Annotated in this window: 12 protein-coding genes; 8 read left to right on the top strand and 4 right to left on the bottom strand. The window is 76.2% G+C overall.

What is annotated here, in order from left to right; translation table 11 throughout:
- Window positions 1–138 precede the first annotated feature (138 nt).
- Window positions 139–1728: an alkyl hydroperoxide reductase subunit F gene (ahpF, locus tag ACK586_RS23600; RefSeq protein ID WP_425330395.1), complete on the top strand. Its 1590-nt coding sequence runs from the start codon at window positions 139–141 to the stop codon at window positions 1726–1728.
- A 206-nt stretch (window positions 1729–1934) separates the two neighbouring features.
- Here the strand turns inward: ahpF and ACK586_RS23605 are convergent, their stop codons facing one another.
- Window positions 1935–2510, bottom strand: coding sequence for a hypothetical protein (locus ACK586_RS23605; protein ID WP_409332966.1), 576 nt, complete (start codon window positions 2508–2510; stop codon window positions 1935–1937).
- A gap of 238 nt (window positions 2511–2748) precedes the next feature.
- On the opposite strand from ACK586_RS23605, the gene ACK586_RS23610 reads away from it, so the two are divergent.
- From ACK586_RS23610 to ACK586_RS23630, 5 genes are all read left to right on the top strand, one after another.
- Window positions 2749–2877, top strand: coding sequence for an FAD-dependent oxidoreductase (locus ACK586_RS23610; RefSeq protein WP_409332967.1), 129 nt, complete (start codon window positions 2749–2751; stop codon window positions 2875–2877).
- A gap of 42 nt (window positions 2878–2919) precedes the next feature.
- A complete protein-coding gene (locus ACK586_RS23615; RefSeq protein ID WP_409332968.1) occupies window positions 2920–3789 on the top strand; it encodes an NAD(P)-binding domain-containing protein in 870 nt (289 codons plus the stop codon).
- A gap of 146 nt (window positions 3790–3935) precedes the next feature.
- The gene (locus ACK586_RS23620; RefSeq protein WP_409332969.1) at window positions 3936–4853 is read left to right on the top strand and encodes an ABC transporter ATP-binding protein; all 918 of its coding nucleotides are present in this window, start codon (window positions 3936–3938) and stop codon (window positions 4851–4853) included.
- Complete coding sequence (locus ACK586_RS23625; RefSeq protein ID WP_409332970.1) at window positions 4850–5662, top strand: ABC transporter permease; 813 nt, start codon at window positions 4850–4852, stop codon at window positions 5660–5662. Before ACK586_RS23620 ends, ACK586_RS23625 begins: the two co-directional genes overlap by 4 nt.
- 70 nt (window positions 5663–5732) lie before the next feature.
- Window positions 5733–6077, top strand: a complete 345-nt coding sequence (locus tag ACK586_RS23630; RefSeq protein WP_409332971.1) for a hypothetical protein — start codon at window positions 5733–5735, stop codon at window positions 6075–6077.
- Between the two features lie 64 nt (window positions 6078–6141).
- Here the strand turns inward: ACK586_RS23630 and ACK586_RS23635 are convergent, their stop codons facing one another.
- The 3 genes from ACK586_RS23635 to ACK586_RS23645 all read right to left on the bottom strand — a co-directional run bounded on the left by ACK586_RS23635 (window position 6142) and on the right by ACK586_RS23645 (window position 10096).
- Window positions 6142–7347: an MFS transporter gene (locus tag ACK586_RS23635; protein WP_409332972.1), complete on the bottom strand. Its 1206-nt coding sequence runs from the start codon at window positions 7345–7347 to the stop codon at window positions 6142–6144.
- A 139-nt stretch (window positions 7348–7486) separates the two neighbouring features.
- Complete coding sequence (gene pruA / locus ACK586_RS23640) at window positions 7487–9112, bottom strand: L-glutamate gamma-semialdehyde dehydrogenase (RefSeq protein ID WP_409332973.1); 1626 nt, start codon at window positions 9110–9112, stop codon at window positions 7487–7489.
- A 51-nt stretch (window positions 9113–9163) separates the two neighbouring features.
- Entirely contained in the window at window positions 9164–10096 is a 933-nt protein-coding gene (locus ACK586_RS23645; protein WP_409332974.1) for a proline dehydrogenase family protein, read from the bottom strand.
- 224 nt (window positions 10097–10320) lie between these two features.
- Here ACK586_RS23645 and ACK586_RS23650 point away from each other — a divergent pair, with 224 nt between their 5' ends.
- A complete protein-coding gene (locus ACK586_RS23650; RefSeq protein ID WP_409332975.1) occupies window positions 10321–10929 on the top strand; it encodes a biliverdin-producing heme oxygenase in 609 nt (202 codons plus the stop codon).
- Window positions 10926–13128: SpoIIE family protein phosphatase (locus ACK586_RS23655; protein WP_409332976.1), on the top strand; the 2203-nt coding region annotated here is incomplete at its 3' end. The genes ACK586_RS23650 and ACK586_RS23655, both read left to right, overlap by 4 nt.

The following is a 13128-nucleotide window of genomic DNA, read 5'->3' on the forward strand; positions in this document are numbered from 1 at the left end:
CCCCCCCCCCCCCCCCCCCCCCCCCCCCCCCCCCCCCCCCCCCCCCCCCCCCCCCCCCCCCCCCCCCCCCCCCCCCCCCCCCCCCCCCCCCCCCCCCGGACCCGTCCCTGCCCCTCGTCCGCCCCGAAAGGCCCCGACGTGCCCGTGCTCGACCCCGCCCTCGCCAAGCAGCTCGCGCAGCACCTGACCCTGGTCACGCGCCCCATCGAGCTGGTCGCCTCGCTGGACGACGGCGAGAAGTCCGCGCAGATGCGGGAGCTGCTGACCGAGGTCACCGCCCTCTCCGACCGGGTCACCTACGTGCGGGCGGACGACGACGGGCGCCGTCCCTCCTTCGCGATCGTGCGCACCGGCACCGACGTGTCCGTCCGTTTCGCCGGCCTGCCGCTGGGCCACGAGTTCACCTCGTTCGTGCTCGCGCTGCTGCACGTCGGCGGGCACACCCCGAACATCGCCCCCGAGCTGGTCGAGCAGATCCAGTCGCTGGAGGGCGAGTACACCTTCGAGACCGTCTTCTCCCTGACCTGCCAGAACTGCCCCGACGTCGTGCAGGCGCTCAACGTGATGAGCGTGCTCAACCCGCGGATCCGGCACACCGCCATCGACGGCGGGGTGTTCCGCGAGGAGGTCGAGCAGCGCGGCGTGCTCGCCGTGCCGACCGTCTTCGTGGACGGCGAGGTCTTCGACCAGGGCCGGATGACCCTCGAGCAGATCCTCGGCAAGCTCGACGCCAGCTCCACCGAGCGCGCCGCCGAGGCCATCGAGGGCAAGGACCCCTTCGACGTGCTCGTCGTCGGCGCCGGCCCGGCCGGGTTCTCCGCGGGCATCTACGCCGCCCGCAAGGGCATCCGCACCGGCGTCGTCGGCGAGCGGCTCGGCGGGCAGGTGCTCGACACGATGGCCATCGAGAACCTCATCTCCGTGCCCTACACCGAGGGTCCGAAGCTCGCCGCCGCGCTCGAGCAGCACGCCGCCGAGTACGAGATCGACGTGATGGGCCTGCAGCGCGCGGCCAAGCTCGTGCCGGCGGACTCCGAGGATGGGCTGCACACCGTCGAGCTGGCCGGCGGCGCGCACGTCCGGGGCCGCGCCGTCGTCCTGGCGACCGGCGCCCGCTGGCGGCACGTGGGGGTCCCGGGCGAGCAGGAGTACCGCAACAAGGGCGTCACCTACTGCCCGCACTGCGACGGACCGCTGTTCAAGGGCAAGCGGGTCGCCGTCATCGGCGGCGGCAACTCCGGCGTCGAGGCGGCCATCGACCTGGCCGGCGTCGTCGACCACGTCACGCTCGTCGAGTTCGACGACCGGCTGCGGGCCGACGACGTGCTGCAGCGCAAGCTGCACAGCCTGGCCAACGTCGACGTCGTCCTCTCGGCGGCGACCACCGAGGTGCTCGGCGACGGCAGCCGCGTGACCGGGCTGACCTACACCGACCGGCCCTCCGGCGAGAGCCGCGAGCTGCAGCTGTCCGGCGTCTTCGTGCAGATCGGCCTGCTGCCCAACACCGAGTGGCTGGAGGGCAGCGTCGAGCTGACCCGGCGCGGCGAGATCGTGGTCGACGAGCGCGGTGCCACCTCCGTGCCGGGCGTCTTCGCCGCCGGCGACTGCACCACGGAGCCGTACAAGCAGATCGTGACGGCGATGGGCACCGGCTCGACCGCGGCGCTCAGCGCGTTCGACCACCTCATCCGGGTGACCGCGCCCGCCGGGGAGCCGGCTCCGGCCTGACCCCCGGCAGCACGGCGAGCGGGGCCGGTGCGGACATCCGTCCGCACCGGCCCCGCTCGTTCCCCCGGACCGGGTGCTGCGTCCCCCCGTGCGTCGCAGAACCCCGGTCGTTCCCTGCTCCCCGCGGGCCCGGTTCCCCCCGGCCGGCTGCTCCGTCCCCCCGTGCACCGGAGACGCCGGCCGAACCGGACCCGCGAGGTGCGGCTCTACCGCGCGGCGCCGTCGCGCTGCACCGCGGTGAAGGTGAAGTCCAGCGCGCTGGAGGCGCCGCCCACCGACCCACCGCTCGCCGTCGCGGGCAGCGCCGCGGTGAGCAGCAGGTGGTCCACGCCGCCGGGGGCGAGGCTGTCCAGACCGGGCAGCGTCGCGTCGAGCAGGATCCGGCCCGAGTACAGCGTCGAGGAGGCGCCCGAGCAGGTCCAGGCGCCGTCGACCTTGGCCCAGTCCACCGAGCAGTCGCGCACGGTGAGCTGCAGCCCGTCGGCCGGATCGGCGTCCAGCGCGCTGGAGGTCGTGGCCCGGGAGGCCAGCGAGATCCGCGAGAGCGCCGAGGTGCCGTCGTTGACCAGGTCGACCGGGCTGCTCTCCGAGTCACCGGCCAGGAAGCCGCCGTTCGGGAACAACGACAGCGTCGCCGCGCCGGCGCCCTTCGCCAGGTCGATCGACACCACGCCGGTCGCGGTGGTGGTGACCACCGGGCTGGTGCTGTCGGTGAAGGTGCCGTAGGTGGCGAGGCCGGCGACGGCGCCGGTGACACCCAGGACGGCGACCGACGCGGCCACGCGGGCACGGTTCCGGCGTCGACGGGCGGCCGGAGCGGTCTGGACGGTCACTGCGCTTCTCCCTCGGTCTGCTCGTCGGCGGGCGTTCCCGGCGACAGGGACGACTCTGGCGGCCCTTCCTCAGCTGTCCCGCCCGGCAGCCGCAAGGTCGGCGCAAGATGAGCGGGGCGACGGTTCCGGCCCGGCCGGGGAAGCGAGGGGCGCGCCCCGGCGTTGCCGAGTCGTGAGCAGTCGCGCGGTGGACGTCGTGGTGATCGGCGGGGGGCAGGGCGGCCTGAGCACGGCGTACCACCTGGCCCGGCTCGGCGTCGCCCGGGACAGCGGCTTCGTCGTCCTCGACGCCGACGACGGCCCCGGCGGCGCCTGACGGCACCGCTGGCCCTCGCTCACCGTCGGCACGACCCACCGCGTGCACGACCTGCCCTTCCCCGGCCGCGGCGAGCAGCCGGCCGCCGAGGCGGTGCCCGCGTACTTCGCCGACTACGAGCGCCGTTTCGCCCTGCCGGTGCACCGGCCGGTGCGGGTCACGGCGGTCCGCCGGGACGGCGGGGGCTTCCGCGTCGAGACCTCCGCCGGGACCTGGTCCGCCCGCGCCGTGGTCAGCGCGACCGGCACCTGGACCCGGCCGTTCGTGCCGCGCTACCCCGGTCAGGAGACCTTCCGCGGGCGGCAGCTGCACACCGTGGACTACCGCTCGGCCGCGGAGTTCGCCGGGCGGTCGGTGGTCGTGGTCGGCGGCGGCGCCTCGGCGTTGCAGCTGCGCGGCGAGATCAGCGAGGTCGCCTCGACGACGTGGGTGACGCGCCGGCCGCCGGTCTGGCGCGCGGGTCCGTTCGACGAGGCCGCCGGCCGCGAGGTCGTCGCGCGGGTGGCCGCGGCGGTCCGGGAGGGCCGCTCGCCGGGCAGCGTCGTCGGGAACACCGGGCTCGTCGTCACCCCCTGGATCGACGCGGCCCGCGAGCGCGGCGTCCTCGAGCGGCTGCCGGTGTTCGACCGCATCACCCCCGACGGCGTCGCCTGGGACGACGGCCGCGCCGTCCGTGCCGATGCCATCCTCTGGGCCACCGGCTTCCGCGCCGCCGTCGCCCACCTCGCACCCCTGCACCTGCGGGCTCCCGGCGGCGCGATCCCCGTCGACGGCACGCGGGTGGCCGGCGAGCCGCGGCTGCACCTGGTCGGCTACGGCCCGACGGCGAGCACCATCGGCGCGAACCGGGGCGGCCGCGCCGCCGCCGTCGACCTGGCCCGCGAGCGCGGGGTGGCACGCGCCGCCGCCTGACCGCGGCACGCCGGGCCGTCGGCCCCCGGGACGGGAGTCGGGGACGGATGGGGGGCCGGTCAGGGCCGTCCCGGATGTACCGGGCGGACGGCGCCCGCGAGCCTCGACGGCATGACCGCCTCAGCCCCGCCCCGGACGGCCGCGCCGTGATCGTCGCCCGGGAGCTCACCAAGACCTACGGCACGCGGACCGCCGTCGACGGGATCTCGTTCACCGTCGAGCCCGGCCGCGTCACCGGCTTCCTCGGCCCCAACGGCGCCGGGAAGTCCACGACCATGCGCATGCTCCTCGGCCTGGACCGGCCGACCCGGGGCAGCATCACCGTCAACGGGCACCGCTACGTCGACTCCCCGGCCCCGCTGCGCGAGGTCGGTGCCCTGCTCGAGGCCCGCGCCCTGCACCCCGGCCGGACCGCCCGCGACCACCTGCGCTGGCTGGCCGCCAGCAACGCGCTGCCGATCTCCCGCGTCGACGAGGTCCTCGGCCTGGTCGGCCTGGACAGCGTCGCCGGCCAGCGGGTCGGCCGGTTCTCCCTCGGCATGGGCCAGCGGCTCGGCATCGCCGTCGCGCTGCTCGGCGACCCGGCCGTCGTCGTCCTCGACGAACCGGTCAACGGGCTGGACCCCGAGGGCATCCGCTGGGTCCGCACGCTGGCCCGGGAGCTGGCGGCCGAGGGCCGCACCGTGTTCGTCTCCAGCCACCTGATGGCCGAGATGGCGCTCACCGCCGAGCACCTGGTCGTCATCGGCCGCGGGCGGGTGCTGGCCGACTGCGCGACCGCCGACTTCATCGCCCGGCACGCCGCCGCCCACGTGCGGGTCCGCAGCCCGCAGGTCGCGGACCTGGCCGCGCTGCTGCGCCGCTCCGGCGCGGAGGTGGCCGCCGACGGCGCAGAGCTGCGCGTCCGGGGCCTGGACACCACCGGCGTCGGCGACCTCGCCGGCGCGCACGGACTCGTCCTGCACGAGCTGACGCTGGTGCAGTCGTCCCTGGAGGACGCCTTCATGACCCTCACCGCCGAGAGCGTCGAGTACGGCACCGCCCCCGCGGGAGCCGCGCGATGACCGCCGCCGTGGCCGACCGGACCGCCGTCGCCCGCACCCGCGCCCCCGGGTTCGGCGACGTCCTCCGGGCCGAGTGGATCAAGTTCTGGTCGGTGCGTTCCACCGCCTGGTCGGTGGGCACGCTGTTCGTGCTCGGCGCCGGCCTGACCGTGCTCGTCTGCGCGACGAGCGCCGACTGGCTGGCCAGCGGTGAGGCCGACGAGTCACCCGCCTCGTTCGTCACCTGGGGGCTGATGATCGCCCAGGTCACCGCCGTCGTCCTCGGCACGCTGGCGGCGACCAGCGAGTACGGCACGGGGATGATCCGCGCGACGCTGGCCGCCGTACCGCGGCGCGGGCCGGTCCTCGCCGCCAAGGCGGTCGTGCTCGCCGGCACCCTGGTCGTGGCCGGAACGGTCACCGCGTTCGCCGGCTACCTCGGGGGCAATGCGTTCCTCTCCGCCGAGGGGATCGGGCTGTCCCTGTCCGACGACGGCGTGCTGCGCTCGCTGGTCGGCAGCGGCCTGTACCTGGCCGGGCTGGGACTGCTCTCGATGGCCGTGGGGCTGCTCGTCCGGCACACCGCCGCGGCGCTGTCGACCGTGCTCGCCCTGGTGTTCGTCGTGGGGACCATGGCGTTCCTGCTGCCCGGCGCCTGGGGCGAGTGGGTGGCCAAGGTGCTGCCGGGCAACGCGGGCTCGGCGGTGACCACCCCCGTGTCGTTCAACCCGGAGCTGCTCGGGCCCTGGACGGGGTTCGCCGTCTTCGCCGCGGAGGTGGCGGCGCTGCTCGCGGTGGCCGCCTGGGCCTTCTCCCGCCGGGACGCCTGACCGAGGACCCCGGACTCCTGGTGCTCGGCGCGCGCCTCGGGACGGCGGCCGGCGGTGGGACAGTGGGCGGGTGACCGCCCCCGATGACCTCACCGCCGGCCGCGACCGCGCCGACGACCTGCTGCGCCGGCTCGAGGAGTCGCAGGACTCCGCCACGGCCCTGCTCGCGGAGCTCACCGAGGTCCGCGACCTCGCCTTCCTCGGGGCGGGGTTGACCGCGGTCGCCCGCGCGGAGGGGCGCCGGCTGCCGCCGGCCCAGCGGGCCCAGGCCGCCACCCGCCAGGTGCACCTCGGCGTGCTGCGCGACCGCAACCGCACCGACCCCGAGGGACTGCGGGTGTGGCTGCTGCGGGCCGCCGAAGAGGTCCAGCTGCTGCGCCGGCTGCGGGCGGCCGCCGACCGCCTGGCCGGCTGATGAAGGACCTCCCTGCCCCCCACCGCTCGCGGGCTCGCGGCGGGCCCCTGCAGGGAGGCCGACATCACGGACCCCGTGAGCCCGCTGGCGCGTACGGGCGGGTGGCCGCCACGGCGAGCGGGCCGGCCATGACGAGGACGGCGGCGACCAGGACGTAGGTCCACGACAGCCCCAGCCCGGCGGCCACCCAGCCCAGTGCGAGGGCACCGAGCGCGGTGCCGGCGTCGAAGGACGCGTTCCACATCGAGCTGGCCGTCGTCGCCCCCGCGGGACCGGAGCGGGCGAAGGCGGTGAGCAGCGTCAGGTTCTGCACCGAGCCGTAGCAGGCGCCGAACAGGGCGGCCGCGGCCAGCACCCAGCCGTCGCCCCACGCCAGGCCCCCGCCGAGCAGTGCAATGCCCACCGCGCCGACCGCCAGCCCGAGCGGCAGGAGCAGGCGCGTGCCCAGCCGGTCGGCGAGCATCCCGACCCGCCAGCGCGCCACGGCCGTGGTGACCCCCATGACCAGCAGGGCGACGGTGGCCAGCCAGCCGTCCGGCCGCTCGATCGGCAGGAAGGTGACCACCCCGCCTCCGGCCAGGGTGACCACCAGCAGCACCAGGGCGGGTGCGAGCGACGCGCCGACCGCCCGCCGCCCGGCCCCGCCGCCCGGCGAGGGCGCCGGCGGGGTCGCGGTGCGCACGAGCGCGGGCAGGAACAGCAGCCCGAGCAGCGGGAGGGCGGCCAGCCACGCCAGCCAGCCGGCGTGCCCGGCCAGCACCAGGGCCACCCCGGCGGGGACGGCGACCAGGTTGGGTACGGCGATGGCCAGGCCGTACAGGCCGATGGACTCGCCGCGGCGCTCGGGCGGGGCCACCGCCGCGGCCAGGAGGGCACCGAGGACGGTGATGATGCCGAAGCCGACGCCGCGCACCGCCGACAGCCAGGACAGCCAGACCAGCCCGTCCCCGAGGGCGTACAGCGGCGAGGGCAGCCCGATCGCCACCAGGCCGGCGGCCAGCACCGGGCCGACGCCGAACCGCGCGGTCAGGGCCGGCACCGAGATCTGGGAGACGATGGTCACCAGCAGGAAGACCGCGGTGACGATCCCCGCCGTCGTCTCGCTCGCGCCGCCCTGGACGGCGTAGGTCGGCAGCGACGCCAGCGTGAGGCAGTAGCTGGCGAAGCCGAGCACCGTCACGGCCATCAGCGCGCGCATCGCCGGCCGCCGCAGCAGCGACCTCCGCTCGGCCGCGTCCGCCGCCGTGCCCGCCGCCCTGCCGCCGTCCATGTCCGTCCGCCCTCCCCCGGGCGCCGTCGCCCGCCGAGCAGCATGACCCGCCCGGCGCCCGGCGGTCCGCGCGGGTGGGCGCACAACGCCCCGGTGTGGAGTGCGACGGCGCAGGTTTCCTGCGCCGTCGCACTCCACCTCAGCCCATGTGCGGGTGGCGGTGGTCGGTGGGCGGCACGAACGTCTCCTTGACCACGCGGGTGCTCGTCCAGCGCAGCAGGTTCTGCGCCGCGCCGGCCTTGTCGTTCGTGCCCGAGGCGCGCCCGCCGCCGAACGGCTGCTGGCCGACGACGGCGCCGGTGGGCTTGTCGTTGACGTAGAAGTTCCCGGCCGCGAAGCGCAGGAAGCGCTGTGCGTGCGCGATCGCCGCCCGGTCCTGCGCGATCACCGCCCCGGTGAGGGCGTACGGCGCGACCGACTCCATCTGGGCGAGCACCGTGTCGTAGTCGGCGTCGTCGTAGACGTGGACGGCGAGCACCGGCCCGAAGTACTCGGTGGTGAAGACGTCGTGCTCCGGGTCGGAGCCCTCGACGACCGTCGGGCGGACGAAGTAGCCCTCGGCGTCGTCGCAGGTGCCGCCGGCGACGACGGTGAGCGCGTCGTCGGACCGCGCCCGGTCCAGCACACCGGAGAGCCGGTCGAACGAGCGGCGGTCGATGACCGCGCCCAGGAAGTTCGACAGGTCGGTGACGTCGCCCATCGCCAGCGACTCGGTGGTGGCGACCAGGTCGTCGCGCAGCCGCGCCCAGACGCTGCGCGGCACGTAGGCGCGCGAGGCCGCCGAGCACTTCTGCCCCTGGTACTCGAACGCCCCGCGGACCAGCGCGGTGTGCAGCACGTCGAGGTCGGCCGAGGGGTGCGCGACGACGAAGTCCTTGCCCCCGGTCTCCCCCACCACCCGCGGGTAGCCGCGGTAGCCGGCGATGTTCTCCCCGACGGTGCGCCACAGGTGCTGGAACACCCGCGTCGAGCCGGTGAAGTGGATGCCGGCGAGGTCGGGGTCGGCCAGCACGACCTCGGAGACCGCGACGCCGTCCCCGGTCACCAGGTTGACCACCCCCGGCGGCAGGCCGGCCGCCTCGAGCAGCCGGAGCAGGAAGTGCGCGGCGAACTGCTGGGTCGGCGCGGGCTTCCAGACCACCGTGTTGCCCATCAGCGCCGGCGCCGTCGGCAGGTTGCCGGCGATGGCGGTGAAGTTGAACGGGGTGACCGCGTAGACGAAGCCCTCCAGCGGCCGGTGGTCGATCCGGTTCCACGTGCCCGGCGCCGACGCCGGCTGCTCGGCGAGCAGCTCGCGCGCGAAGTGCACGTTGTAGCGCCAGAAGTCGATCAGCTCGCAGGCGCTGTCGATCTCGGCCTGCTGCGCGGTCTTGCTCTGGCCGAGCATGGTGGCGGCGTTCAGCGTCTGCCGCCACGGCCCGGCCAGCAGGTCGGCGGCCTTGAGGAAGACGGCGGCGCGGTCGTCGGCGGACAGGTCGCGCCAGCCGGGGGCGGCCTCCTTCGCGCAGCGGACGGCGTCGGCCGCGTCGGCGGAGGTGGCGTGCGCCGACGTCCCGAGGACGGCGGCGTGCCGGTGCGGCTGGACGACGTCGAAGCGCTCGCCGCCCGCCATCCGCTGCTCGCCGCCGATCGTGGCGGTCAGCTCCAGCGGCTCGGCGGCGAGCTCGGCCAGCCGGGCCTCCAGCGCCGCCCGCTCGGCAGAGCCGGGGGCGTAGCCGAGCACCGGCTCGTTGCGCGGCGGGGGGACGCGGGTGACGCCGTCCACGGGGCCTCCTCCATCGGGGTCGGTTGCCGCCGAAGTGGCCACTTCGGCGGATCAGCGGGTGGTGGCGAGGGAACGCAGGAAGAAGCGCAGGTTGGCCGGCCGCTCGGCCAGGCGGCGCACGAGGTAGCCGTACCAGTCGGCGCCGTAGGGCACGTAGGCCCGCACGCGCACGCCGTCGGCGGCCAGCCGGGCCTGCTCGGCGGGGCGGATGCCGTAGAGCATCTGCACCTCCCAGGAGTCCGGCGCCCGCCCGTACTGCCCGGCCAGCCGCCGGGCGAGCGCCACCATCCGCGGGTCGTGGCTGCCGACCATCGGGTACCCGCCACCGCGCATCAGGACGCCGAGGCAGCGGGCGTAGGAGCCGTCCACGGCGGCCCGGTCGACGTGGGCCACCGCGGGCGGCTCGTCGTAGGCACCCTTGACCAGCCGCACCCGCGATCCGGGGACGGCGAGGGCGGCGACGTCGTCCTCGGTGCGCAGCAGCGCGGCCTGCAGGACGGCGCCGGTGCGCGGGTGGTCCCGGCGCAGCTCGGCGAGCACCCGCAGCGTGGAGTCCACCGTCGACGACTCCTCCATGTCGAGCGTGACGGTGGTGCCGATCGCCGTCGCCGCCTCGACGACCGGCCGGACCAGCTCCAGCGCCACCTCCTCGCCCCCGGGCAGGGCCTGGCCGAACGCCGAGAGCTTCACCGAGACCTCGGCGTCCCCGCCGAGGCCGAGCGGAGCGAGCCCCTCGAGGGCGGCGAGGTAGGCGTCGCGGGAGCGCCGGGCGAGGTCCCGGTCGGTCACGTCCTCCCCGAGGTGGTCGAGGGTGACGGCGATGCCCGAGCTGGTGAGCCGGCGGACGGCGGTCAGCGCGTCGTCCAGCGTCTCCCCGGCGACGAAGCGGTCGACCACCCGGCGGGTGGCGGGCACGCCGACCAGCGCCCGGCGCAGGGCCGGCCGGCGGGACGCGGCCAGCAGGGCTGCCTTCGTACCGGTCACGGGCGCCTCCGGCGGGTGGTTCCGACGCCGTCGACGCTAGGTCGGGGACGCGTGCCGGGCCAGCCACGCGCGTACGGGCTCCGGGACCCGGCCACGCGACGGTCCGCGCCGCCGGGCGGCCGTCCCCCTCGTGGTGGTGGCACGACACAACCGGTCGTGCCCGCACCGGCGCGCCCCGGAGCTCCCGGTGACCTACCCTCGACAGACAACTGGGAGGAGAGGCGTTGCCTCGAGACACGGGGGGCGACGCCGACGTCCTCACGGTGCTGCGGTCAGCCACGGCCGCCGAGCACGAGCGGGTCGAGGAGACCCTCGGCCTGATGGACCCGGCGCTGACGCGGGAGCGGCTGGCGACCGTGCTGGAGTTCATGCACGGGTTCTGGGTGTCCGCCGAGCAGGGCCTGGACGACTGGGCCGGCCGCGAGCCCGAGGCCGCGGCGCAGCTCCGATGGGACCGGCGCCGGCGGGCCGGCCTGTTCGCCGCCGACCTCACGGCCCTCGGCCGCCCGGACGACGCACCCGGCTGCCCCGACCTGCCGCCCGTCGCCGACACCGACGAGGCCCTCGGCCGGATGTACGTGCTCGAGGGCTCGACGCTGGGCGGGACCTTCATCGACCGCCACCTCGCGGCCCTCCCCGAGCTGTCCGGCGGCGCCCGGCTGCGCGCCTTCAGCCCCTACGGCGAGGACACCGGCGCGATGTGGCACGCCTTCCGGCGGGCCACCCGCGCGCACGTGGCCGGCGGCGGGGACGCCGACCGCCTCGTCGGCGCGGCCCGGACCACCTTCACCGCGCTGGCCGACTGGTGCGGACCGGCGAGGCTGCCCGCGTGAACGGGGAGGTGGAGCTCCTCCCCCCGGGCACGACGATCGATCTCGGCAACTGCGAGCGCGAGCCCATCCACGTGCCCGGGAGCATCCAGCCGCGCGGGGTGCTGCTCACCGTCGACGAGCCGGGCCAGGTGGTCCGGCAGGTCTCGCGGAACCTGGCCGACCTGGTCGGCGTCGCCTGGGAGGACGCGCTGGGCCGGCCGCTGGCCGAGGTCGTCGGCGTGCCGGCGGCCGAGGCGGTCGCCCGGTCGGCCAGCGCCTTCGGCGACCTGCGGGAACGCAACCCGGTCGAGCTGACCCTCGATGTGGACGGCGCCCCGGTGCCGGTCGACGCGATCCTCCACCGCGTCCTGCTGCGGCAGGCCGGGGACGTGCCCGGCGGTGACCTCCCGGCGGCGACCGCGCTGGTCGTGGAGCTGGAGCCGGCCCGCGGGCCGCGGCCGTTCTCCTTCCCCAACACCTACCGGGCGGTCCGCGGCACCGTGTCCGAGCTCAACCGGGCCGCGACGCTGCAGGACCTCTACGACATCACCGCGCGGGCGGTGCGCTCGCTCACCGGCTTCGACCGCGTGATGGTCTACCGCTACGACGCCGACTACAACGGCGAGGTCGTGGCCGAGGCGCGAGCGGAGTCCGTGCCCAACTCCTTCCTCGGCCTGCACTACCCGGCGTCGGACATCCCGGCCCAGGCGCGGGCGCTGTACGAGAGGAACTGGATCCGGCTGATCTCCGACGTCGGGTACGTACCGGCGCCGATCGAGCCGGTCACCCACCCGGCCACCGGGGAGCCGCTGGACCTCACCCACTCGACGCTGCGCAGCGTCTCGCCGATCCACGTCGAGTACCTGCAGAACATGGGCGTGCGCGCCTCCATGTCGATCTCGCTGCTGCGCGAGGAGCGGCTGTGGGGGCTCATCGCCTGCCACCACTACGCGGGCCCGCACGCACCGCCCTTCGCGACCCGGGCCGCCGCGGAGTTCCTCGGGTCGGCCCTGTCGCTGCGCCTGGTCGACCGCCAGTCCGAGGAGGAGGTGCACCGCGCGCTGCAGGTCCGCTCCACGCTGGCCTGGCTCACCGCGGCCACCCTCGACGAGGACCGCGCACTCACCGACTCGCTGCTCGGTTCCCCCAGCCTGCTCGACCTGCTCCCCGCCGACGGCGTGAGCGTCTGCCTGCAGGGCACCGCCGGAAGCCGGGGCGCGCCGCTGCCGGAGGGACTCGCCGCCCGGATCGCCGCGTGGGCGGCCGGTCGCGGGGAGGACGTCGTCGCCGCCGACGCGCTGGCCGCCGTCGCCCCGGAGCTGGGCGCACCGGCCGACGTCGCCTGCGGCGTGCTCGTGCTGCCGCTGCCGGAGGGGCAGTACCTGCTGTGGCACCGCGGCGAGGCCGTCCGGCACATCGACTGGGGCGGCGACCCGCACAACAAGGCGATCGCCGAGCGCGAGGGCGACGAGGTCCGCCTCAGCCCGCGCAAGTCCTTCGACCGCTGGCGGGAGACCGTCCGCGGCCGGTCCGAGCCGTGGACCCCGCAGCAGGTCGCCGAGGCCACCGAGCTGCGGACCCACCTGCTCGAGGCGATGTACGCCCGGCAGCGCAGCATCGTGCGCGCCGCCGAGACCCTGCAGCGGAGCCTGCTCACCGCGCCGCCGCGTCGTCCCGACCTGCAGGTGGCCGTGCGCTACGTGCCGGCCGCGCGCGAGGCGCAGGTCGGCGGCGACTGGTACGACGTCTTCACCCAGCCCGACGGCTCCACCGTGCTGGTGATCGGCGACGTCGTCGGGCACGACACCGCCGCGGCGGCCGACATGGCCCAGCTGCGCGGGCTGCTGCGCGGCATCGCCTACGACAGCGCCGAGACCCCGGCCGGCGTGCTGGGCCGGCTCGACGCCGCCATCGCGGGACTGGGGCTCGGCGCCCTGGCCACCGTGCTCGTCGCCCGGCTGACCCCGGTCGGCGGCGGCCGGGTCGCCGTCACCTGGTCCAGCGCCGGGCACCTGCCGCCGGTGGTCGTCCCGCCCGGTGACACCGTGCGGCTGCTGGACGGCGGCCGCCCGGGCCTGCTGCTCGGCGTCCGCCCCGGCACGCCGCGGACCGACGCCGACGTCGTGCTCGCCGACGGCTCCACGCTGCTGCTGTACACCGACGGCCTCGTCGAGCGCCGCGACCAGCTGTTCGACACCGGCGTCGAGCGGCTGGTCGCGG

Origin of the sequence: Trujillonella humicola, from assembly GCF_046233715.1 — a bacterium.
GTDB lineage: Bacteria > Actinomycetota > Actinomycetes > Mycobacteriales > Geodermatophilaceae > Trujillonella > Trujillonella humicola.